This window comes from Streptomyces sp. DH41, assembly GCF_029813785.1.
In the GTDB taxonomy this organism is placed as follows: Bacteria; Actinomycetota; Actinomycetes; order Streptomycetales; family Streptomycetaceae; genus Streptomyces.
This window is the reverse complement of sequence record NZ_JARVKY010000043.1, coordinates 18,745-42,029: the sequence shown is the minus strand read 5'-3', so window position 1 is coordinate 42,029 and position 23,285 is coordinate 18,745. Positions and strand designations below refer to the sequence as shown.

At 68.0% G+C, this 23,285-nt stretch carries 18 protein-coding genes and 2 pseudogenes; 11 read left to right on the top strand and 9 right to left on the bottom strand.

The window, feature by feature from the left end; translation table 11 throughout:
• Positions 1–153 (top strand): annotated as a pseudogene (locus QC283_RS37975) (SGNH/GDSL hydrolase family protein); the annotation flags it as partial.
• Between the two features lie 295 nt (positions 154–448).
• Here QC283_RS37975 and QC283_RS37970 read toward each other — a convergent pair.
• Positions 449–1,252: an NAD(P)H-binding protein gene (locus tag QC283_RS37970; RefSeq protein ID WP_279566348.1), complete on the bottom strand. Its 804-nt coding sequence runs from the start codon at positions 1,250–1,252 to the stop codon at positions 449–451.
• Here QC283_RS37970 and QC283_RS37965 point away from each other — a divergent pair.
• From QC283_RS37965 to QC283_RS37945, 5 genes are all read left to right on the top strand, one after another.
• A complete protein-coding gene (locus QC283_RS37965; protein ID WP_279566347.1) occupies positions 1,211–2,002 on the top strand; it encodes a helix-turn-helix domain-containing protein in 792 nt (263 codons plus the stop codon). The genes QC283_RS37970 and QC283_RS37965 overlap by 42 nt on opposite strands.
• A gap of 148 nt (positions 2,003–2,150) precedes the next feature.
• Positions 2,151–3,641, top strand: a complete 1,491-nt coding sequence (locus QC283_RS37960) for a discoidin domain-containing protein (protein WP_336620689.1) — start codon at positions 2,151–2,153, stop codon at positions 3,639–3,641.
• Between the two features lie 34 nt (positions 3,642–3,675).
• A complete protein-coding gene (locus QC283_RS37955) occupies positions 3,676–4,308 on the top strand; it encodes an RNA polymerase sigma factor (RefSeq protein WP_279566346.1) in 633 nt (210 codons plus the stop codon).
• 1 nt (position 4,309) lies between these two features.
• On the top strand, positions 4,310–5,257 hold the full coding sequence (locus QC283_RS37950; protein WP_279566345.1) for a CU044_5270 family protein: 948 nt from the start codon (positions 4,310–4,312) through the stop codon (positions 5,255–5,257).
• A gap of 272 nt (positions 5,258–5,529) precedes the next feature.
• Positions 5,530–5,979: a hypothetical protein gene (locus tag QC283_RS37945; RefSeq protein WP_279566344.1), complete on the top strand. Its 450-nt coding sequence runs from the start codon at positions 5,530–5,532 to the stop codon at positions 5,977–5,979.
• 24 nt (positions 5,980–6,003) lie between these two features.
• On the opposite strand, the gene QC283_RS37940 is transcribed toward QC283_RS37945, so the two are convergent.
• Together QC283_RS37940 and QC283_RS37935 are read right to left on the bottom strand one after the other, a co-directional pair.
• Positions 6,004–6,843 carry an IS5 family transposase gene (locus tag QC283_RS37940; RefSeq protein WP_279566343.1) on the bottom strand — a complete coding sequence of 280 codons (840 nt, stop codon included), beginning with the start codon at positions 6,841–6,843 and terminating at the stop codon, positions 6,004–6,006.
• Positions 6,844–7,179: 336 nt separating this feature from the next.
• A pseudogene (locus QC283_RS37935) lies at positions 7,180–7,897 on the bottom strand (IS6 family transposase).
• Positions 7,898–8,089: 192 nt separating this feature from the next.
• On the opposite strand from QC283_RS37935, the gene QC283_RS37930 reads away from it, so the two are divergent.
• Both QC283_RS37930 and QC283_RS37925 read left to right on the top strand, forming a co-directional pair.
• Positions 8,090–9,031: a hypothetical protein gene (locus tag QC283_RS37930; RefSeq protein ID WP_279566342.1), complete on the top strand. Its 942-nt coding sequence runs from the start codon at positions 8,090–8,092 to the stop codon at positions 9,029–9,031.
• A 418-nt stretch (positions 9,032–9,449) separates the two neighbouring features.
• Complete coding sequence (locus tag QC283_RS37925; protein ID WP_279566341.1) at positions 9,450–10,439, top strand: hypothetical protein; 990 nt, start codon at positions 9,450–9,452, stop codon at positions 10,437–10,439.
• Between the two features lie 141 nt (positions 10,440–10,580).
• On the opposite strand, the gene QC283_RS37920 is transcribed toward QC283_RS37925, so the two are convergent.
• The 6 genes from QC283_RS37920 to QC283_RS37895 form a co-directional block, all read right to left on the bottom strand.
• Positions 10,581–10,883 carry a hypothetical protein gene (locus QC283_RS37920; RefSeq protein ID WP_279566340.1) on the bottom strand — a complete coding sequence of 101 codons (303 nt, stop codon included), beginning with the start codon at positions 10,881–10,883 and terminating at the stop codon, positions 10,581–10,583.
• Between the two features lie 437 nt (positions 10,884–11,320).
• Complete coding sequence (locus tag QC283_RS37915; protein WP_279566339.1) at positions 11,321–12,487, bottom strand: hypothetical protein; 1,167 nt, start codon at positions 12,485–12,487, stop codon at positions 11,321–11,323.
• A 205-nt stretch (positions 12,488–12,692) separates the two neighbouring features.
• Positions 12,693–14,357: a hypothetical protein gene (locus QC283_RS37910; RefSeq protein WP_279566338.1), complete on the bottom strand. Its 1,665-nt coding sequence runs from the start codon at positions 14,355–14,357 to the stop codon at positions 12,693–12,695.
• A gap of 242 nt (positions 14,358–14,599) precedes the next feature.
• Positions 14,600–17,122, bottom strand: a complete 2,523-nt coding sequence (locus QC283_RS37905) for a DEAD/DEAH box helicase family protein (RefSeq protein WP_279566337.1) — start codon at positions 17,120–17,122, stop codon at positions 14,600–14,602.
• Between the two features lie 231 nt (positions 17,123–17,353).
• Positions 17,354–17,857: a hypothetical protein gene (locus tag QC283_RS37900; RefSeq protein WP_279566336.1), complete on the bottom strand. Its 504-nt coding sequence runs from the start codon at positions 17,855–17,857 to the stop codon at positions 17,354–17,356.
• Positions 17,858–17,880: 23 nt separating this feature from the next.
• On the bottom strand, positions 17,881–19,803 hold the full coding sequence (locus QC283_RS37895; protein ID WP_279566335.1) for a hypothetical protein: 1,923 nt from the start codon (positions 19,801–19,803) through the stop codon (positions 17,881–17,883).
• A 1,100-nt stretch (positions 19,804–20,903) separates the two neighbouring features.
• Here QC283_RS37895 and QC283_RS37890 point away from each other — a divergent pair.
• From QC283_RS37890 to QC283_RS37880, 3 genes are all read left to right on the top strand, one after another.
• Positions 20,904–21,665: an SMI1/KNR4 family protein gene (locus QC283_RS37890; protein WP_279566334.1), complete on the top strand. Its 762-nt coding sequence runs from the start codon at positions 20,904–20,906 to the stop codon at positions 21,663–21,665.
• A gap of 64 nt (positions 21,666–21,729) precedes the next feature.
• Positions 21,730–22,143: a DUF5958 family protein gene (locus QC283_RS37885; RefSeq protein ID WP_279566333.1), complete on the top strand. Its 414-nt coding sequence runs from the start codon at positions 21,730–21,732 to the stop codon at positions 22,141–22,143.
• Between the two features lie 44 nt (positions 22,144–22,187).
• Positions 22,188–23,270, top strand: a complete 1,083-nt coding sequence (locus QC283_RS37880; RefSeq protein ID WP_279566332.1) for an RNA-binding protein — start codon at positions 22,188–22,190, stop codon at positions 23,268–23,270.
• Positions 23,271–23,285: the final 15 nt, after the last annotated feature.

The window sequence follows — 23,285 nt, the reverse complement described above, 5'->3', positions numbered from 1 at the left end:
CTCGTCCGGCGCGCCTTGCTGCGCCACAGCCTCGACACGATCTCGCGGCGCCGAGGTCTCGTGCTCACGACCGACCACATCCACCAGAACAGCCGCGGCGCCGCCCTTGTCGCCGAGGTCATCGACACCTGGCTCCCGACCCGGAGCGCGTAGCCGGTTCCGACGGCGGCCCCTTTCCTGCGTATTCGGTTCCCACCCTTTCCGGGGCAGTCAACGACGAACGTTCTCGGCTACCACGACAAACCCACCACCCGCCGGCTCAACGAGACCGGCGGGACCTGGAGCCGATACGCCGTTGGGGATCACACACGGTCACCGGCAGGTTGGGTTCCACGGGGAACTGGCGACAGTTGATGACGAGAGTCCACCAGTACACGGCCGTAGCACCAAGGGAGAACGGGTCGGTCCCTTGAGCTACGAGAGCCTGACGGCTGTCGGCGGCATTGGGTTACGGCATTGCCGCGAATGCCTCGCGATGGTCGCGTGCCCACCGCTCGAACGTGCCCGCCGGTCGGCCGAGCACCTGCGGAACGTGGTCGGTGACGTAGGCCGCACCGCCGGCGCGCGCCCAGCCGATGTCAGTGCTCATCCCGGCCGGCAACTGGTCGAGCGCATTCGTGTCGACGATCCTGACCGGCTGATCCAGCACGCCCTCCAGGATCGCCGCCTGGTCTGCGAACGTCAGCAGCTCCGGCCCCGTCAGGTCGTACCGCTGCCCGTCGTGCGCATCGCTGGTCATGGCGGCGACGGCGACCGCGGCCACGTCCCTCGGGTCGACGATGGCCTGCCGGGAGTCGCCAGCCAGGTTCGGGATCGGCTCTCCAGCCTGGATGAGCGCCCGGTACCACAAGAAGTTCGAGGCGAAGCTCGGCGGGCGAAGCATTGTCCACACGAGCCTGCTGGCCTCGATTGCCTCTTCCGCAGCGAGGTGCCACGCGCCGACGGTCGCCCCGTCGAACCGCTCACCGCTGCCGATGGCGGACAGCTTGACGATCTTACGGACGCCTGCCGCCCGCGCGGCCGTGACCAGGGCGATGTCGTGGTCCGCGGTCGGTACGGGGGGCACGGTTACAAGGAAGACCGTGTCGACGTCGGCCACTGCGCGCGCCAGCGACGCCGGGTCGTCGAAGTCGGCCCTCACCCCGCCGGCCCGCTCGCTGCGGGACATCGCCCGGAACGGTAGGCCCCGCTCGGTGAGCAGACGGACGACGTGACTACCGATGGTGCCGGTGGCACCAGTAACAAGGATCATGTCCCGACGATGACAGCGCTCTCACACCTCGGGATAGGAAGTTTCGGCACTATCGTGGGCCGCGTGAGTTCTCTCAACGTGCCGCCTGCCCTTCTGCATTGGGTGGCCGGGATCGATGTCGCTACGGCGGGTGCTTCAGCGGCGGTCGATGTGCCCGATCACGCCACCACACTTCTCCTGCGCACCGACAAGCGCGAGCTGATCGTCATGGGCCCCCGCACCCGGGCCGCCTATCACGTCGCCACGCCCGGCCACTCGTGCGTGCGGGTTCGTATGCGGCCGGGTCGTGCCCGAGCCCTGCTCGGACGTTCGCTGAGTGGTCTCGCCGACGGAGCCCTGCCGCTCCGCGAACTACCGGGCCTGGACATCGACCAGCTCGCCGCCGACCCGGTCACCGCTCTCGAAAAAGCATGGGCCGACCGCCCGGACCCGTCGGAGCGGCTCGAAGAGGCGGCGCGTCTACTGGTCGGCGCCACTGTCACCGCGACCGCGGCCCGGTTGCACATCAGTGAGCGCCGCCTGCACGCCCTGTTCACCGACGCCACTGGCTTGTCCCCCAAGCACTTCGCACGCATCAACCGCGTTCGCACCGTGCTCGCGGCCGATGCGGACCGATGGGCGGACATCGCCGCGGCGGCCGGCTACTACGACCAATCCCACATGACGGCAGAGTTCCGCCACTTCATGGGCGTCCCACCGGCCGCGTTCACCGCGGGTCGGCGCCCCGCCGCGACTCGGTGCACTGCCTGAGTTCCACGGCACGAAGGACCGGCTCGAGAGCGGGGAGTACGACGGGGGCGAGAATTCCGACCCCGAGTCGCAGTGCCTCGGCGCCTTCCTGCACTACCCCAAGAGCCCTTCGGACAATAAGGAGCACCGCGAAGTCTGCTCCGTGGACATGACGCAGTGGCACAACTTCGCCTTCGAGTGGACGCCGGACGCATGGGTCGGCTACGTCGACGGCGTCGAGTGGTTCCGGGAGTCGGGCGGCGCGGACGCCGACCGGGGGGACATCCAGACGATGCCGTCGGGGCATCTGAACATCCAGCTCGACAACTTCACCGGCGACAGCGGTCTGCGCCCGGCCGTGCTCGAGGTCGGCTGGGTCCGGACCTACGACATCAAGCCCGCGGGCGAGGACCCCACCGACCCCGGCGGGGATGCCCCGGTCCAGGTCGCGAACGTCTCCGCGAGCGCGGACGACGGCAACGTTCCCGCCAACACCCTGGACAACGACCTGAGCACCCGTTGGTCGGCCGAGGGCGACAGGGCGTGGACACGCTACGACCTCGGCTCGGCGCAGACCGTCGGGTCGGTGCCGGTCGCCTGGCACCAGGGGGACAGCAGAAGGAGCACCTTCGACGTCCAGCTGTCCGCCGACGGATCGTCGTGGAAGACCGTCCTGGAACGAAAGACCAGCAGCGGGGGCACACGTGAGCAGCAGAGGTTCGGCTTCGCCGACGCCTCGGCCCGCTACGTGCGGATCGTCGGCCATGGCAACACGGTCAACGACTGGACCAGCATCACCGAGACCGACATCCACGGAGCCGACGGCAGCGGCGGCGGAGACGACGATGGTGACGACGGCGGGGACGGTGACGACGGGGAGCAGAGCCCCGTCCGCACGGTCGGTGTCGCGGACTCGGACGAGTTGAAGAGCGCGTTCGAGGATGCTCGGGCCGGGGATCGCATCGTGCTCGCGGACGGTACGTACTCGATCGGCAAGATGAACGGTAAGAACGGAACGGCAACCGAGCCCGTCACCGTGATCGCGGAGAACCGCGGCAAGGCGGTGGTCGACGACGGGCAGCTTGAAGTGGCGGACTCCTCCTACGTCACCTTCGAAGGGCTGAAGTTCACGAACAGCGACACACTGAAGATCACCGGCTCGAACCATGTGCGGTTGACCCGCAACCACTTCCGGCTGATCGAGGAGTCCTCGCTGAAGTGGGTGATCACCCCGGGCCGCATCCATCCGGTGGGGGAATGCTCCGGCGTGCCGAAGACCCATCGCACCGAGCGGTGTGCGTATCCGCGGATGCGGATAGTGGCACTGGCCGAGTGTGACACCCACGCCGTCACCACCGCCCTGAGGCCGCTGACATCGGTCGACCCGACCCTGGCAAGCAGCCTGGTCGGCCATCTCGTCGAGGGGTACCCGCTGCTGGCCGACCGCGGGTTCAGCGGTCTGGAGCTGTGGCGGGCCGCCTCGACCGACGGTGCGGAGCCAACTGCGGCGAATCCGTTCCCACCAAGTGCTGCCGTCCCGCGGGGAACTTCCCGACGGCGCGCACTTGTCGGCCATCGTCGCCGCGAAGGACCACCGATTTTGGCGGCGAGAGCTCGTGGGCTGTCCGGGCACACGAACTGGCGCATCTCCTGCACGTGAACCCTCCTGGCCGCTTCGGACAACAGAGGGTGGAATGCACTCCACTCCAACTGCACGAAGAAGTGAGGGCCTCGTGGGGGATCCACCCACCGACGACGCGCTGGTCATCCAGGAATCCCTGGAGCGGCCGGAGATATTCGCCAGGCTTTACGACAGACACGCCGCCGAGATCCACCGGTATGTGATGCGCCGGCTGGGCGACAGTCACGCCGACGACATCACGGCGCAGACCTTCCTCATCGCCTTCCGCAACCGCGCCCGTTACGACGTCGCGCGCGCCAGTGCCCGGCCGTGGCTCTACGGCATCGCCAGCAACCTCATCGGCAGCCACCGCCGTTCCGAAGTGCGGGCGCTGCGAGCGCTGGCCCGTACCGGCGTCGACCCGGTGGCCGAGTCCTGGTCGGAACGGGCCGACGAGCGGGTGACGGCCGAGGCCTCGCAGCAGGTGCTGGCAGGGGCGATCGCGGCCTTGCCCGGGAAGGACCGGCATGTGCTGCTGCTGGTCGCCTGGGCGGACTTCACCTACCAGGAGTGTGCCGACGCCCTCGGGGTGCCGGTCGGTACGGTCCGCTCTCGCCTTAGCCGGGCGCGGCGCAAGATGCGTACGGCGCTCGGCGCCGACCCCACCCTCGTAAGCGACCACAACGGGGCGGTAACTCATGGATGACATGACCAGGATGCACGAGTTGCGCGCCGATGCGCCGACGCCGGACCGGGTGCGGCTGGTTCCCGGCCGCCAGAAGCTGCTGGGAGCAGCGCAGCAGAGCTCTGCCCGCAGGATGCGGCTGGACTGGCGCGTGACGGCTGCGGGGGGCGCCGCGACGGTGATCACCATTGCGGTGCTGGTGACCATGCTCGTCGGTGGCGATGGACCCGAGCGAGGCGTGGAGCCTGCCGGCCCGGACCTGACGTCCGCGACGGCACTCCTGGAGCAGGCGGCGGAAGTGGTGTCGGAGCAGCCGGATCTGCATCCGCGTGACGGCCAGTGGGTCTACCTGAAGACCGCGCAGTGCCTATACGGAGCGTCGGACGCGGCGCCCGATGCCAAGCTCGAGGTGAGCGAGGAGTGGGTCCAGTACGACAGTCCTGCTAGGGAGGACGACAAGGACGGCGACAACGAGCCCTCGCAGCGGCGGCTGTATCGCCTGCTCGCCTCGCTGCCGGATGCCCCCGCCGAGATCCGGAAGCAGGCGGCGGACATGTTCCCCATGGGCAAGGACACCGGCTTGACGGGTGAGCAGATCGAGACCTTCGCGCTCCTGGCGACCCTCAACGAGGCCTATCCCGTGCATCCGCAGGGAATGGCCAAGCTGTACCGGGCCCTGGCCGCAGACCCCGGGATCGAGGTGGTCCCGCACCTGGTGAAGGACCCCCTGGGGCATGACGCCATCGCCATATACCCGGACCTGGGCAGCAAGGCCGTTCAGCGCCGGGAGTACCTCCTCGACCCCGACACCTTCCAGTACCGGGGGAGCCAGTCGGTTGTGGTGGGCGACTACGAGGAGAAGTACGAGGACGGCTGGTCGGCTGGGCGCTCGTACAAGAAGGGCGAGGTCACATTCTGCGAGATGAAGGTGACCCAGTCCCTCGTCGACCGGGACGGCGAGAAGCCCTGAACCGGCCGGGCGGAAGTGGCCCAGTGCTCGTGCGCCCTTCGGCGGGCCGACCCGGCGGTGCTGAGCGGCAAGCCCTGCGCAGAGGCGGAGGGGCATCAAGTCCGGCCCTCCGCCACGGCGAGTTCGCTGATCCGGGATGAAACAATCAGCTCCTCGCAGCAGGAGGACGCCTCCACAGATGTTTCTAAAAGAGCGTTTCATCCCTTTTTATGCGTTTACTCCCAATGCGGGACGCTATTGGTTCATGAGAGGGGCAGTGGCAAGATGTGCTGATGGGGATGATCGATAGCGACAGTGAGGCCGTCCAGTACGTACGGTTCCAATCGCCTCACCGGAACAGCCGAGGCCACTTCACCGGCGTTTTCGGGCTCGTCAATAATCTGGCGAGGGAGGGAAAGCTCTCGGACGAGCAGGAGAACTTCCGCCGCTGCAACAACAGTTGGTACGACGCCGCGTACACCGACCCCTCGACCGTTGACCCCCACGTCTACGACGATGAGATCAACCCTGGCGCGGCGGCATGGTTCAAGCCGTCAGCCACTCATCTCCTCGCTCGCGTCTCCGGTTATCTGGAGGTCCTGTCCGCGCACGGCGTCGACTGTCGGGCTCTGCGTTCCGCAGACCCGGGGCGGGTCATCTACGAGGACGACGTACAGATCGTGGTCGTGCCACATGCACTGGACGCGACTGCCGCCGACGAGAGCATCAACACCCGGAGGTGACGCGGCGCGCGGTCAGGTTGTGCGTCATGTGTCGCGCCGGTTCGGGGTGGATTCTCGGGTGAGTCTGCGGCTTATGAGGTCGATCATGGCGATGTGGATCATGGCTTCGGAGCGGTGGGGGTGGGTTTCGTAGTCACGGGCGAGCCGGCGGTGGTGCATGAGCCAGCCGAAGGTCCGCTCGACCACCCACCGTCGGGGAATTACCTTGAAGCCTTGGACGCCGGCCTGACGCCGGACGACTTCGACGTCGATGCCGAGGCGGGCGCCGTGCTCGATGGCTTTGGTGCGGTAGCCGGTGTCGGCCCATGCCTTGGTCACACGCGGGTGGGTGGCGGCGATGTGGGACATCAGGTGCATGCCGCTGACGTTGTCGGAAACGCTCGCCGCGGTGACCCAGACGGCCAGGAGCAGGCCGAGGGTGTCCACCCCGATATGGCGCTTGCGGCCTGCGATTTTCACGCCGGCGTCGATGCCCTGGCCTGTCGCCGGCACGTTGCTGGAGGTCTTCACACTCTGCGCGTCCAGCACGCAGGCACTCGGCTCGCCGTCGCGGCCTTCGGCCTGGCGGACCAGGCGCCGCAGGAGACCGTTGAGCTGGTCGAAGACGCCTTCCCTCTGCCATGCGGCGAAGTAGCCGTAGACGGTTTCCCAGGGGGCGAAGTCGTGCGGCAGGTAGCGCCAGGGGATGCCGGTGCGGTCGACGTAGAGGATGGCGTTCATGATGCTGCGCAGGTCGTGCTCGGGCGGGCGGCCGATGTCCAGACCCTTGCCTCTCCGGTCGGCCCGCCAGGCGGAGAGTGTGGGGCCGATCAGTTCCCAGCGCGCATCGGACAGGTCGCTGGGATACGGGCGGTGTCGCGTCATGTTTCGGTAGTACCGTCGAGCAGACCGCCTCCCCACGGCGCAAACGAGGCCAACCGGGGGCGTGTTGGGATCAGACAGGAGCGGACCGAGCGAAGCGGGTTGCCGACTGTCGACACGAACCCCACATCTCCCATCAGACACGTCTGCCCCAAAGGTCCCGTACCGGATCGGCTCCACGAAACGCCACCAATCAACCCTGCCGGGGCAAAACGCCCTTTAACTGATGGTTTCAGAATGAGGTGCGGAGTCGTCTCAAGCAGATGATGCGGCGTTGTTGGGTGTGTGGGTGTCTGACGGCGTGTCGAGGTGTGGTGGGGCCGGGCGCCGGCCCTGGGTTCAGGCCGCGGCGGGCCTGCTGGTGACCCCGGTGACCTGCTCCCAGATGGCGAAGCGGACGGTCATCTCGGCGCGGTGTTGGGTGCCGGTCATCAGGTGGCGGCGGGGCCGGAAGTGGGGTGAGATGCCGCTGAACGCGGCCAGGAACCGCTGCGCGGCGCCCACGCTGCGGGAAGCCTTTCATCGCCCGTTCTCGTTGCCGGGTGGGCTGGTGGCTGTTCTCGGCCCGGTTGTTGAGGCCCTTGTGTGAACGGTGCTCGACAGAGGGCATGGTCTCGCGGTGGGCCGCGCCGTAGGAGCGGAGCTTGTCCGTGACGATCACCCGCGGCACCCAGCCCGTCTTCGTCAGCAGCGTGCGGAAGAAGCGCTTGGCCGCAGCCGTGTCCCGGCGGCTCTGCACCAGGATGTCCAGTACCGTCCCGTCCTGGTCTACAGCCCGCCACAGGTATTTCCGCTCACCGTTGATCTTGATGAAGACCTCGTCCAGATGCCACTTGTCGCCGTGCTGAGGCTGTCGGCGGCTCAGGCCGTTGGCGTACTGCTGACCGAATTTCAGGCACCAGCGCCGGACGGTCTCGTACGAGACGATCATGCCGCGCTCCAGCATCAGCTCCTCGACCTCCCGGAAACTGAGGGGAAAGCGGAAGTGCAGCCACACGCAGTGCGAGATCACCTCGACCGGATACCGGTGCCCCCTGTACGACGGCGCACTGTCCACGGGCGGTCTCCCTCCACCATGACCAACCCCAAGAGCATCCCACCCGGACAGCCAACGTGACAGCCCCGTCTTGCCTCCCTGAAGCAAGTCAGAGTGCACCCTCTGACGCCTGGGTATGTGAGACGGTCTGCATAGCGACGTCAGCCCGGTGGGGACATAGTGGATAGTCGAGACCATTTCAGGATCAAAGACATGGCCTGCGTGCTGCTGATGCGGCTGATGGATCACACATCCGGAGACGTCTTCTCCCCTGTCCTCCCAAGCGATCTCAGTGATGGCAAGCTCTCATGGCGAAGGCGAGAAGAAATGGAAGCCGCCATTCAACTGCTGAAAGATCGCGATCTTCTTGATGTGGTACAGCGATACCAAAGCTCACGAGAGAGAATCCAGTTAACCTGGGCTGGGAAGCGTGAAGCAACGAGAATCACAGCCGAACGCCAAGCTCCGGGGGCCTGGTTCAATCACACCGTTGAACGGCTCGTCCATGCCGCTTTCCTCAAGGATATTAGCAGTTCAGGACTTTCCAGCTTTGCCGAGAATCTACTATTTTGGGGCAGTGATCTTAACGGATCCAGTTCTCGCAGTTCGGATATGGTGAAGCGGGTATCCTACTACCTAAGGGACCGCGGACTAGCTGAACTCACCACGTCCACATATTCCTATCAGGTTCGCGATGTTGGGTATAGATGGTGGAATAAGCGCATGAGGACTGTCGAGATCATCAGACACAAGGAATTGAAGCTAACGGCGCGCGGGATCGATTGCGTGCTTTCCGGAAAGAATGTGAGGGAATACTTGAGCGCGCATGGTTCCGCAGGGGCAGGGCCGGTCTTCAATCAGAACGTGTATGGAGGTGCTGCCGCGCAAGGCGTGAACGTGACTCAGAACGTCGGCGTGCAGCCGGATCAGCTGGCTAACCTGATCCGGCAACTTCGTGATATTGCTCCCCAGCTCCCGTCGGCCGAACGGGAAGAATTCCTGAGTGACGTCGAGGTTTTGGAGGATACTGACCAACCGCCCCAGGATCGCCTTAGTGCTGGCCAGCGCATCAAGGCGGCACTCATCAACGGCGGTAGCCACCTCGGCGGGCAGGCTATTGTTTCCGCACTGGAAAGGCTCACCAGCTTGGTATAATCAGTGAAAAGCCCCTCCTGGGCGGGGTGGAGTTTAGGGCACTAATGGGCCCCTGATTAGGGAATCCGATACCCCCGGCGGGTTCAAGCGATGCAAGATTCATGCCCATTAGCGGCGCCGGCGGGGGCCTCGGGGACGGATAGGCGTAGGGGGGCTGAACTGTCCCGAGTCAACTGCTGGCGAAGGGCTTCGTTGTCGTGGTCGAGGGCGGTGATTGCGGCCTTCAGTTTGTTTTTCAGAAGCGTGCACTCTTGGGTCTTCTTGGTGAGGCGTCGCTTGAGTTCCGTGATTTCCGCGTCGCGCTGCGCTTCACCCGTAGTCTTCTTCCCGTGGGTTGCGACGTAGGCGTCCCACTCGGCTAGGACGGCGTGTACGCGGTTCATCGTCGCGCGGCTGACCTCACCTCAAGGTGGCCGCTGTGGCACCGATACCCGAGGTGCTGCCCCGCCTGGTCGCGGATGCCCTCACTCAGCTCCGCGCCGCCCTGGAACACACCCTGTACGCCGAAGTCGAGCACCTTCTGCAGCGCCCGCTGACTGACCAGGAAGCACGATGCATCGAGATGCCGGCGTGCACCGAGCCGGCCCGCTTCGATACCTGGCTCACACACGGGCGACGGAGCCGACTGGCCCCACTCGCCGCCGGTACCGTGCTCGCCGAGCGCATCCGAGCACTGCAGCCCTTCCAGCGCCGCGACGTCGAGGACCACCCGCTCCGGCTCCTGGCCGAGCACACCAACCTGGCCAAGCACCGCACCCCGGCCGTCGCTGCGACCCGCCTCGGCGCCGTCTATCCCGACCGTCCCCACCCCGGTCTCACCGTCGCACTCCCTTTGGAGCACAACCCGCAGCCCGGACACGGCCTTCCTCTCCAGCCCGGAGACACCCTGGCCAGCGGCCCCCGCGATGCCAGCATTGCGCTCTCGATCGTCCCGCCCGTCTGCCTGCAGCGCCCACACACCGGGGTCTGGAACATCGCGGTGAAGGAACTGGGCTACCTCGAAGAGTGGGTTCGGACCACGGCCATTCCGGTCCTCATCACCGGATCCCGCCAGAGCACCGCGATCCCGCCCCAGCTCGACATCACGATCGGACACAGCGATCTCCGGCAAGCCCTTCAGTCGGCAGGCACCGCGCCTGCAGCAGAACGGGGCGCCCTGAGCATGCAGGCCACAATCGCTCGCCGTAATCTTCCCGAAATCCTCTCCATGCCGCCGGTAGGCGCCGACAAAGAAACGATCAAGGCATGGGCGACGTCCCTGGATGACACGACGGTCGTCAGCACGCTCGCCCGAATCGCGCTGGTGAATCCCGACCCGACAGCCCTGTTGCACTATCTGCGCGAATTGTGCGCCGATGCTCACGCCTACCAGAGCCGGATGCGGGAGCGACCGGGTCCCGCGGCGTGACGACGGCCCGGATGCGGGAGCGATCCCCAAGAACGATGTCCGCCTGGTTGCCGCGCTCCGACGGCAACCAGGCGTCCGAGGCCGCCATCCCCGCCTTCCTGGCGTAGACGCCTGCCGACTACCGCGTTGACCTGAACTGGCCTACTGGCAGCTCACCTCGACCACTTCTGCTCTTTTTGCTTTCCCGTCGCTGATGGCTTCCACATTGACGGTGACGGTATCTCCCTTGCCGAGCTCCATGAAATGGTTAACCCCTTCTGAGTAGAAGGTTCCCTGCGCGTCGTAAAAAAGGACCGTCACGGCACCGACAGGACACTCTTCCCCTCGGTTCTTGACCCTGACGACGGCCATTGCGTAAGCCGGGTCCGAGTCGGAGCGCATGACGTCCACGATGTTTACATCAGCATCGACTTCAGTTTCGTACTGGCCCAGCCCATCGCTCACGTCCGACGTGTCCTCTTGCGTCAGCTCGTCGTCTCGAGCTGGTGCCTCTGCCTCCTGAGAGACCGTAGTCGACTGAGGCTCAGCAGTCTCGGACGATCCTGAGCAGCCGCTCGCCGCAAGCAGGCTAGCTGCGATGGCTATTGCGGCTATAACGCGCTTCATTACCGGCTCCCGGGTTATTCTGACGTTCGCTATTCGCTGGGAAACTTGCACTTCTACACCCCTACGTTTCAGGCTGGCCGACCAGGCCGCTCATCAACGAGCCGGTTCATGAACCCTGCTCAGCATGCACAACACCACAAGACCCACTCCCACGGACAGTGCTGCACGCCCCGCGCGAACGACTGCCTGATCGGCATTCGCCGTCCCTTGTGCACAGGAGTCGGGAAACCATCCATGTAGCGCTGCCACCCGCTCGGCTGGGTGAGTCCATCACTTCACAGCGTCGGCTTCTGATGCCGTGCGAGGAGGCCGGTGAAGAAGTCCTCCAAGAGCCGCCTGCCGCCCGGCTCCATCAGTTCCCAGCCGCCGAAGCGGTAGATCTCGTATCCGGCGAGTCTCAGCCGGCGGTCCTCTGCGACCATCTCCGCGTACAGCCGCGGCACCGCGGTATGCGTGATGCGCCCTTGCTCGTCGGGCGGGTTGGGCCGGCCGTAGTGCTGTACCCCGTCGACCTCGAGGACGATGCGGGAGCGGTCCGGGGCCAGGAGCAGGAAGTCCATTCGCTGCCGGTACAGCGCGCCGGACTGCTTGCCGCTCCTGCGGGTGTAGGGGTCGTAGTGGAGGTAGACCTGGGGGATCAGCGCGGGCAGGTCGAAGCCGCCCTCCTCGGCGTACTGGGCGCAGTAGGCGATCATGAGGAGCTGCTCGGGCTTCGAGTCCAGCGACCGGTACAGACGCCGGTACAGCCCCTCGGCGGCCGTCTTCTCGTCGGCGCCCGGCTGGTGGTACTTCTGCCACCAGGCGACCATCTGCCGCCAGGTGAGCCCGTGCGGGGGCAGGGGGTCGGTGAACACCAGGCACGTGTCGGCGTGACGAACGATCTCGACCTCGTTGTTCACCGCGTCCCGCAGCACGATTTCCGGCTTGACCCCGTCGGCGGCGAAGATCAGGTTTTTGAAGCTGCCCGACGGCCCCTTGGTGAAACGCCGTTCGTACTCCAGCTCCTCCAGGTCCTCCAGCGCGTCCCGCGTGGGGCCGAGGATCTGCTCGATGCAGTCCCGCCGCGCCTTCCAACTGCCACTCATATCGTTGGCGCGCCAGTAGGTGCCGAACCCGCGCGGTCCGTCGAAGGTACGAAACGGCCAGGCGGGCGGCTCCAGGGCCAGGCGCTCCAGGACAGCGCGGTGCGCCTTGATGACCAGGGGCACGCTCTCGTCGTCCAGATGCCGGCCCTGGCCGTCGGTGCCGTAGGAGACGAAGTCGTGGTGCAGCAGCCGGGTCAGCGCGATCGCCACCTCCAGGTCGGTGTGCCCGGCCGGCGGACCGAACCGCAAGGATTCGACCAGCTCGATGTCGAGCACCCAGGGCTGCGCCCATCCGTCACCGCTGCTGAAGAACGCCGCCAGCTCCACGCCCACCCCCGTCGTGATCCTCCAGGACATCGTCGGCCGCCAGCAGCACGGCCGCCAGCAGCACGGCCGCCAGAGTCCGCTTCCCGCGGTCGTCTCCTCTGCCTCCCGTACCACCGTCGTCTGCAGGGACTCGGTGGGAGGGATCGCCCGCCATGGCCGCGTCCCGCACGACTGCCGAACCGCCGCGCCCACGTTCTGATCCTGCCCGTGGGATCCGGCGCGGCGCTCTCGCCTGTCACCCTTCGGCGCCGCCGTCGCGCAGGGGCCCGAGATAGCGCACGGGCGGGAAGCGCTTGGCGACGCGCATCGTCACAGTCGCGTGCCCGTGCGCGGCGAGGTCCCGCCGTGCCTCCTTCATGTTGAGGATCTTGTCCATCGTGTAGATCTCGGTGCAGGGCCCGAGGTCGAACTGCTGCTCGCCGAGGGTGAAGAGCAGGCCCAGATAGCCGGCGGTGACGCGGAACATCCCGGCGCGGATGTCGCCCAGTTTGTCGAGGGCCTCGGCGCTGTCGACGCCCACCGACACGGTGCCGCCCCGCAGCACGGTCTCCTCACCGTCGAGAAGGGCGAGCATATCCTTGACCTCGCGCGCATCGCGTTGGGTGAAGTTGTCGGGGACCGGGAAGAAGCGGCCCGTCCTGCTCTGCAGCCGGCTCAGGTCGTCGAAGGCGTCGGCCCACAGCCGGGCCTCGCCCGACTCCCAGCCCACAGGCGTCATCCCGGTGCTGACCGGCGCCCGCACCCGGCCGGCCGGCTCGCCGGCGAAGGCCAGCTCCATGAAATGGCCGGCCGTGGCCTGGCTGAGCAGTCTGAGCGCGGGCACCAGCATCAGCGGCATCGCCGCCTCAGGCGGCTGGAAGGTGAACTTCAGCTGGGCGGAGCGGTCGCGATGGCTGTAGCGCAGCCGCACGCGCATCACCCCGGTCATGTCGCTGCCGTACAGGATGCCGCCGTCCGAGCCGCTCACCCGCTGCGTGAAGCGCACGGGCAGGGAAGCGAGCGGAACACCCGAAGACAGCTGGACCGCGACCTGCCCCTGCAGCGGCGGTGTCACCTCCTGCCGGACCGAGGAGATGCGCACACCACCCACCGCGACGCGCTCCAGCCCCAGCCCCGCGGGACCCGACAGCGTGGCCTCGGCAAGATTGTCCGCGCTCAGCTCCACCTCTCCGCCAAAGCGCATGACCTCCTCGAACCGCTGCCTTCGACGGGCCTCCTGCCCGTCGTGTCCGGCGAAACGGACCGGGCCGGTGAGCCGGATCGCACCCTGCCCGTCCGGGTCGGGCCCGCGGGGCGACAGGTGCACGACCGTGCGGCCGTCGGCATCCAGAAGGGTCTGCACCGCGTAGTGAGGGGAGATCTCCTGGACTCTCCCGTGCAGCGCGCGGGCCCGCTCGAGGTAGTCACTGATCCCGCCGTGCAGCACGTCGCGCTCGGCACGCGCCTGGGCGATCCGCTCCAGGATGTAGTCGGCCGATTCCTGCAACGCGTAGCGCACCAGATCGGGATGAGCCGCGCACTTCTCGTCCAGCCAGCTGCGCCCCCGCCAGTGCCGCACGAATTCGAACTCGCCGCGCAGGCCGTCGAACCAGGCCTGCTCGGCGGGGTTCGGATCGATCGGGACGAGCAGATCCCAGTGATCCGGCTGGTGACGGGCTACCGACACCAGAGACTTCCGTACCTGCCGACGGCGGCCGGGCGTCATGCGGCCGGTGAACGACTTCGCCTCGTACACGACCAGCTTGTCGTCGTCGGTGTACTCGAACAGATCCCGGCCGCCGTCACCGCCTGTCCCGTCGACCGGCTGCGCCCGCTCCCGCAGCCGCATCACCAGCAAGGTCACCAAGGACTCCGACAGCCTGGGGTTCTCGGCCAGCTTCTCCCACGGAACTCTCACCACAGGCCCACCCTACGAACCCCCACTGACACCACACCCTGCCCAGCTACGTCGAACTCACCATCCAGACGCCGCTCCTGGCCAAGGGCGCCGCCGCGCCGGCAGCCGGCAGCCGCCAGCCGGCAGCCGCCAGCCGGCTGCCCACCGGGTTGTTGAAGGAGAGGCCGCACCTGCCGCCCGCCGACCGGGACGGGCCCGCCAGAAGACGAGGCGGGCCCGGGGCCCTCCGCGGCCGGGGGACGGCGTCAGGAGGGGGGCACGGGTTCGGCGTAGGCGGTGAGGAACCGGTCGCCGGTGAGCTTGTGGTGCGCGAGTTGCTCACGGACGGCCTGCTCGTCCGCCCACCGGTCCGGACTGGAGGCGAGCGCGGCCGCGTAGGCCGTCACGGCACCCTTCAGCTTCCCGAACAGCTCGGGCGTGATGACACGCATGCCCGGCACCGCGGTGGCCTTGGCGTCGACGGCCCGGCTGGGGTGCAGCATGACCGGCACGGCCTCCACCTCCGGGTTGTGATCGTTGAGCCAGCGGACGCTGCCCCCGAGCTGGTCCATGTCCTTCTTCGCGATCGTGTCGGTGGTGCAGCCCGTCTTCAGCTCGATGACGGCCTGCCGCGTAGCCGTGAGCGCCCACAGGTTGTCCGGGCCCCTGCCGTGCAGCTTCTCCGGGCGGCTGCTGGCGAAGCCGAGGTGCTCGCCCAGTTCCTGCCAGGCCCGCTCCGCGTCATCGGAGCGCTCTTCCTCGCCCCACACCACGTCCTCGAACAGCGCCTGCACGCCGAGCCTGAGGCTGACGCCGTCGCGGTAGCGGCCGGCCAGGAACTCGGCGGCGGCGCGGGACTGCACCGCGGCCGCCTTGAGCTGGACGGGGGCGCCGCCGTTGACGGGCCGCAGCACGAACGGGTTGTCGTCCAGAGCCCCGGCCAGGGCACGCTCGGCGGCCGCGCGGTCGGTCAGGTGCAGGTAGGCGGCCTTCTGCTCCCGCAGCCAGCCCCGCAGCGCCCTGTCGCTCCCGCCGAGGTCGTTCACCGCCTTCTGCACCCGCTCGGCCGCGGCCGGGGTGCGGCCGGTGGCCGCGAGGTTGAACGCCTCCCGCAGTGCGACGGCCTCGCCCCGCACCGTCCCGTGCTCGGCGTAGCGCACCTCCGCCAGCGCCCGCCGGCTGCGCTGCGTCCACTGCGGCACCCTTCCCAGGCAGGCCCGCAGCGCCTGCCTTACCGCGTCCAGCCCTTCGCCCCTGATCTGCCCGGCGATGTCCCGGCTCAGCTTCAGCTGCGCCTGCGTCGCGGGAGAGAACAGGGCCAGGTGACGGGCCTCGTGGATGGCCGTGGCGAGCTTGGCGCCCAGCAGCAGGACCGCGCAGTAGTCCTCGCCGTCGCCCACGCCGCGGCCCATGCCCTGCTCGATCCGCTGGACCTCCCTCGCCAGACGGACGGTGCTGTCGGCCAGGGCCACAGCCTCGCGCCGCTCCACCCCGTCCAGGGGCCGCGGGACCCCGTCGAGGATCAGCAGACGGCAGGCACGGGCCGGGAGGTCGACGCCGTCGTACTTATTGACCAGCACCACCAGGCCCACGTGACCGGACTGGAGTTCCTTCACGCCCGTCTCGAGATCACCGACCCGCCACGTGTGGTCGGCGTAACGCTCCCACGCCGCCGCGGCACGGTCGCTGGGCACCAGGACGACGACGTTGACCGGTTCGGTCTCGGCGATGCCGTCGCCGTCCTGGTCCCCGTCGGCGAACTGGCGCGCCAGCACGCGCACGGCCTCCTCGTCCAGGTCCGGGTTTAGTGCCACCGGGGCCAGGATCATCCGCTCCCCGAGGTCCGCGGCGCTGCCCGGCGTGACGGGCTGGGCGACGAGAGCCGGGTCGGCACCGAAGTCGGTGACCAGGGCGCTGTCGTCGGCGAGCGTCGCGGTCAGGCAGACCCGGCGGCGGGCGCGCACGAACGACGGGATGCGGTCAATCGGCGGGCACGAGGGCCTGACCTCGATCGCCGACGACGTCGCCGTCGCGGCGCACAGGTGCAGCACCTCGGCGAGCAGCGGCCACACGAACCTGAAGGACGTCTCCTCCCGGTGCGGGCGAAGGATCTTCAGCACCTCCTCGCGCTTGTCGGCCCACGCCCAGAACGGGATCGGCGCCAACGCGGTGGGGTCCTTGTCCTGCAGTTCCGCCCAGGCATTCACCGACTGGTGCCGCAGATCCTGCGCGAACAGCTCCAGCAGCTTCCCGTACGCCTCATGGGCTGCGGGCACCCGCAGCCGGAACTGGTCCTCGGTCCGGGCCAGCGCGGCGTGTGCGTCGTCAACGACGACGATGCCCAGATCGACTGGCTCCCTGCCGTCCCCGAGGACGCCGAAGGCCGACTTGCCGTTGAGCAGCTTCTGGTAGTTCGTCACCAGCACGGCCTGATCCGCCCGGAACGCCGGGTCGTACGGATCGTCCGTGGTGGCCACACCGAGCTTGGCGGCCTCCTCACGCACCTGCTTGACCAGGTAGTTGTCCGGGGTCAGGTAAACGGCCTTGCCGACGCCCTCGTTCAGGGTGCTCTGCGCGATCAGCAGGCCGACGGCCGTCTTGCCACCACCGGTGTTCTGCTTGATCACCACATCGCGGTCACCGCGCCGCTCGAACCACTTGTCCAGCACCTCGCCCTGCTCATGCCGCAGATACGGCCACGGCCGGCTCGTCAGCCCCGCGTAGATGTCCCGGGGCCGCAGCAGCGCCTCGCTGTCCCCCGTACCGATCCGATCCCAATCCAGCGCCACGCGCCGTCCTCCCTCGCCTGCTACGGCGGCCCGCGCCGCCTGCACTTCCTCGTTCATTCAGGGCCGTCGCACACCTGGCGACAGCCCCCGTGCCGCCCCGACGTCTCCCGGCATCGGGGGCCGCCGCCCCTCCTGCGGCTCTGGCACGTAGGCCCGCCGGCGGGGTGCCTTACCGGCCCGCCTGGAAGCGGCGGCCGGGAAGGCACCCGTTCGCGGACCGGGTCGGGTTCGTCAAGCCGGTGTCGTCGGCCGGTCACCGGTGTCGTCCCCGGCAGGCCGGGGACGGACGATCCGTGACGCAGGCCGGGAGGCGACCAGGGCGAGCCACTGCTCCTGAGTGACCACGGGCCACGTACGGGGGCCCATGCGGCCGCGCAGCCCGATCAGGTCGGCGGCCCGGCCCTCAGCGGCCTCGACCGCCTGCGGAGGGCTGAACGGATCGGCCTCCACGACGAACACTCCCGCGTAGACGCGGGCGCGCTCGGGATGACGGAAGTGGTCCCGCAGCCGGGCACCCACTCCGTCGCCGCGGTGCGCCTTGCCCAGCCACCGCAGCCGCCCGTCGGCGTCGACCACCAGGTACAGCCCGGCCAGCACCTCGTCCAGCACCGCGAGGGTCTGCGCCCGCCGGCCGGGCTCCAGGCTGTACGGGGTGGGCCAGCCGCCGCACCGCAGCGGCCCCAGCGCCGTCCACGCATGCCGCAGCACCCGCGCGTCGGCCACTGGCCCTGCCACCGGCTCCGCGCAACAGTCCAGGCTCACAGCGACATCACCGCCAGGGTGGCCTTGTCCGGCAGCGGCGCGATCTTGGCGGCTTCCTCCTTGATCTTGTTGAAGTCCTCCACGTACAGCGCGCGCACGTCGGCGGGCTCCTTCTCGTCGCCGGCCTCCTCACGAGCGCGCACGGCCTCCGTGACGATCTCGAGGAGCCGGCCGATCTCCTCGGCGACGGCGGCGGCGCTCACCGTGCCGCTGGCCACCGCGGAAGCCAGTTCCGCGCGCAGGCGGGTCATCCGGGCGAGCGGGGTCTCGGGGATCTCGTCGTCGAGTTCCACGGTGTCCCCGCCGTTGCTTTCGCTCCCGGCGCCGGTGACGACGTCCGCAGGCGGCTGCTGACGCTTGGCCCTGCGGACCGAGGCCAGAGGAGGGAACACGGCGTCGAACCATTCCTTGTCGGCGAGGATTCCCTTGCGCGGATTGCCGTGTGGGTCGGGCACCCAGAAGGTGCCCGGCCTGAGACCGTCCTCGGCCGGGGAGTCCGGGGTGCGCAGCACCGCCTCGGCGAACGCGAGCAGCAGTTCCCGCGTGACGCCCTCGGGCGAGACGCTGTAGGCGTTCACCAGTGCCTGGACCGCGTTGGACGGTGCACGCCGCACACCCTTGCGGGCCGCGCTGTCGAGCGAGCCCTGGTTGGGCGTGATGAACGGCTCGGCTGCGCTGATCAGGCCGGGCGTCAGGTGCCGCCGCACCAGGGTTTCCCAAGCCCCGGCATCTCCCTGGCGGCAGGCGGTCAGCAGCGAGGCGAGGCTGCGCGCATCGGGGCGCACCCCGAACTGCACCTCGTGCTTGCCGAACAGGCCCTCGGCGGCGGCGAGGGGACCGGGGCGGCGGAAGTGCTGGGCGACCACGGCCGCCCAGATCTCCGTCCGCCGCTTGGCCTTGTCCGCGTTCTCCCGGGCCCAGGAAGCCTCCTGCAGGGCGGTGCGTACCACCGGCCAGTACCGGCCCGTGGGCATCTTCGCGCGCGGCGCCAGGTTCTGCGGGCGCGGAGGAAACGGCGGGAAGACCAGGACGGTGGCGCAGCGGATCGCCACGTCCCGCAGGGTCAGAGGACTCACCTCGTCGCCCGGCGGCAGCAGCACGGCGAGGACGTCGAGCGCCCGCGCCCCGACCAGGGCGTCGGCGATCGCGTCCTCGTCCAGCTCACCGGCCGCGATACGGCCCTGGGCGACCTCCTGGGCGAGCAGTTCACCCAGCCGCCCCGCGGCCTGGTAGGCCTTGACCAGGGTCGACCACAGTCCCAGGGCGCGGTCCACGTCCGCGTAGTCCAGCTGGCCGCGCAGGTGCTCGTGCACGTTCAGCTGGCGCAACGACTCCTCCAGCCGCTGAGGCTTCCTGGCGCCGATTACGACACGGGCCGGCACCTGGGCGATCCGCACCGCCCGCTGCGCACGCCCTTCCTGGTCCCGCTCGGGGACGGCGTATTCGGTGTTGAGCAGAAAGCTGATCCGGCGCAGGATCTCGCCCAGCCCCCGCACGACCATCCGCCGGTTGTCCTCCTCCCCGGGCAGCCGCAGCAGAGACTGCGGCACCCCGGCCAGCAGGTGCTGGGGCGATACGCCCAGGACGTCCAGCCGGGCATCGGCCCGGTTGGCACCCGTGGCCTGCTGGCCCCGCCAGATCTCCCGCCGGGCCCCGTCCTGGTCGATCACCGGCGTCCGCTGCAGCACGACCACGGTGGAATCCCGCTGGCCCTCCTGCACCAGGGACTCCACCAGGTCGTACGAGCGCCCCCGCGCCAGCTCCCGCAGCGTCTCCACGGCGTAGCGCTGCACCTCGACGGCCACCTCGGCGCGGACCGCCTCCGTCGTGAGCGCCGCGAGCGGAATCCCGTCCTCGGTGACGGCCTGCACCACCGGCAGCGGGCGCCGCTCGCCCAGAGCCTGCTCGCAGGACTTCAACTCAGCCTTGATGCGCGCAGAAGCAGCGGGGCACCGCGGCGCACGGCTCACGCCCTCTCCGCCGACGGCGGCACGGGGCTGATAGGTCGTCGAGACCACTGACGTGCCCCGACAGGGTGTCAGATACGCGGTAAAACCGACAAGTTACGCGCGTAGAGCCACAAGATCATCAATTTCGAAATACCTCTACACACCCCTGTGTCTCTCACGCCTCTCTCACCCCACACCGGCCGATGCACCCCCGGCCTCCGTCTGCTCATTCAGGGTGCGCAGCCACACTTCCCCGAAGCCGACAGCTCGCTCTTCACCCTCCTCAGTTCCGCCGGCGGATGAAGGGCCGCACGTTCCGGGCCTGTGAGGCCGAGCAGGACGCCCGCCGCACCGCCCGGCAGGTCACCCGGCAGTTCCGTTGAGATGAGCGCGAGCCACTCGCACGAACTCCGAGATCGCGGCCCCCAACTGCCCGTGCACTTCAAGCAAGGGGTCGGGCTGACCGGCGCGCGCCGTACTCAGGGAACCGGCCGTCGCCCGGACACGGCGAGCGCATCCGATTGTGATCATGGCAACGGCGGCGACGTCGTCGGGCCCCTCCAGGTTGACCACCGCGCCCGTCCGCATCAACTCCTGCACCGCGCCCGTCCGTACGAGCTCGCGAGCATGGTCCGACACCCCATCCAGCAGGTGGGGGGCATGGTGGGTGCCTGGCGGAAGCGAGGCAAGCAACGCCTCATGAGCGCGCCTCAAGCATGTCTCCCACTTTGTGGCCGTCTCGTACGCCTGGAGAGCAATCAGGATGATGATCTGCGGGGTTTTGTCGGTGGTGGTTCGGCATCGTGATGTCAGTGGGTGAGTATCGGACTCTCTGCTGTTCAGGGGGTTGTTGTGTGTGCCTCGGTTGCTGTCAGGGATGCCGATTTGGTGCTGACGTTTTTGGTGTTGATGCGGGTCATTTAGTTGCCGGTCGGTACAGCATCGGGTGGTCAGGGTGGTTGTGGCTGGGTGCCGACTGTCCGTTCTCAGTAGATGTGGCGAGTCCCAGTGGTTCTGGCAAACGACCTGGCGGAGTCCGGCGAAGCTGGCCGGCCTGTACGGTCCACCGCATGGTTGACGAGTTCGATGTGGCTCAAGCTCTGCGCGGTGGGATACCCGACAGGGCGCGAGCCTGGGCCTTCGTTCGGGAGTTTGCCGCAGCATGGGCGGAGCCGCTCGCCGACGGCGCGGGTACGCGAGCGGACGAGCTGGAGCGAGCCGAGGAGATGCTGGGGCTCACGCTGCCGACCGCGTTGCGCGAGGCGTACTCGCTTCTCGGTACGCGTCACGACCTCACCGGCAACCAGGACCCGCTGCTGCGCCCTTCCGAGCTGTTCGTGCACGACGAGTTCGGTGGAGTGCTCGTCTTCCGCAGCGAGAACCAGGGATGCGCTGTCTGGGGAGTGCGGCTGCGGGACCTCGGCCAGGACGATCCGCCGGTGTTCGTCCAGTCACGGGATGGTTGGGTCCGCTACCTTGGCAGGGTCTCCCTGGCCTGCGTCGAGCTCGTACTCAGCGAGACGCTGCTTGGCAGCGAAGGACGGCTCTACAACGCCTGCGAACTTCCCGCCAGCCTGATTCGAGAGCTGCCGAGTCGGTTCGCGCCGGTGGAGTTTCCCGAGTACCCGATGTGGACGGGGAAGGAAGAGTCACCCGTGTGCTGGTTTTCCGCGCCGGGGAAGCTCTTGCGGCTCGACGGACGGAGTGACCACAGCTGGCTGCACGTTCGGGGAAGTACGTTCGCCGACCTGGAGTCGCTCTGCGCCGCCCTCCCCGGCCACTGGGTACGTGGGTACTCAGAGCCGTTGGAAGCCGACAAACTGCCTTTCTAGGGACCCGAGGGTCTGCTTGGATGACCGGGAAAGACTGTGAATCGAGCGCAACGGGGGTGCGAGAATGGCTGATCCCTACATCATTCTCAACGAACTCGCCCAAGAACTTCGGCCGATGCCACAGGGAATCGAGTGGTTCGAGAGCCTCTCGACTGAGGAGCAGTCCAACACCCTGCGCCTCCTGTCACATTTCTGCATTCAGGCCCACGCCACCGCCGAGGACGGCCCGGAAAGCATCCGACGCGCCGGACTTCGCGCCACGCACACACCGGCAGTTCTGATCACACGAGGGCGGATCGACCAGCAACTCGGAAAGATCGCCAGTCTCACCCCGCACGACGAGCGCCTCAAGTCATTCCGGCTACTGATCGCGGTGCTGGCCGTCGCCGACGAACGCCGACGAGAGCGCTTCTGCTCCGACGGTTGCGGCCACGCGTGGCATCGCCTGTCTGTCGACACCCCCGAAGCCTCGGCCTGATCCCTCGCACTTGTAGGATCTCGCGGCTCGTGTCATGACGCAGCGTGCTGACCAGCAAGATTCGGATGGGTCTCAGAGGGCGCACCGATGCCCTTGTCTCAAATGCCGTGGCACTTCCTCAGCAAGCGCTGGAAGATGGCGATGTGCAGCTCCCCTACGTCTATCTCGTCAGCAAGTACGACCCCGCCGACCGTGACGATCACGGGCACTACACCGGCACCGAGGACACCATCAGCGATCACGGCGAGATCGAGGCGGCCTATCTTCAGGCGGTCAAGGCGTTCGCCGCGGACACCAGCATCGACCATCTGTCTGTCCGCGAGCCGGAGGTCTCGTCTCTTGCTCATTTCGGCGTTGAGAGATCTCTGGACGGCTTCGGTCTCGACAGGCTCCTTCCCGGCGGTCTTGCCGACTTCCACGACGGAGCAGAGATGCCGCTGGACATCGGGCTGGAGCTGATTCGCCTCATGCTGCGCGAAAGCGGCGCCTGGTGCCGGCTGGAGGCGGAAGACGTTTTCGCAGTGCACGTCGGGTGGGACCAGTACCTCTACGTCGGCAGCAGCCGACCCTGCCAAGGAGCTCTAGCTCGCGCCCGCGAACTCGGGCTGTTCCCAGAACACCTGGACGTTTCCCCCTACGACTTCGAGCCCGAGGAGGAAGGCGTCCTACGGCCAGGCGATGACGACTTCTGGGCCGGCCTGCACAGCGCAGTTGGCGGCGGCCGCGCTGGACTCTTGGAAGAGATATACGTCCAAAACGCCTCGCGATGGCATCGCCTCACGTGCGACACCATCGACACGGTTCGCGCCGGGCTCGCTCCCCGCGCCCGCCTGGCCGTGTGGCCAGCCCTCTCCTCCGACGTCAGCGCCATCCTCGGCGCCCTTCCCACCGAGGGCATCGTCGAGGGCGTCTGGCAGGACAGGGAAGGTCAGATCCACAGCATCGTCGCTGACGACGACGAATTTCCGGAGCTGGCTGCCCGAATATCCGATGCCGACGCTGCAGCGCTTCTGCCCGTGTACGCCGATGAGCGTGTCCCTCTACTCTCCGCTGTCATGCCCGACAGAGACGGAGTCGTGCGTGCGCGCTGGCAGGCCGAACAATCCCTCAGCGACTTGGCCAAATGAGCTCTCACGGCCACC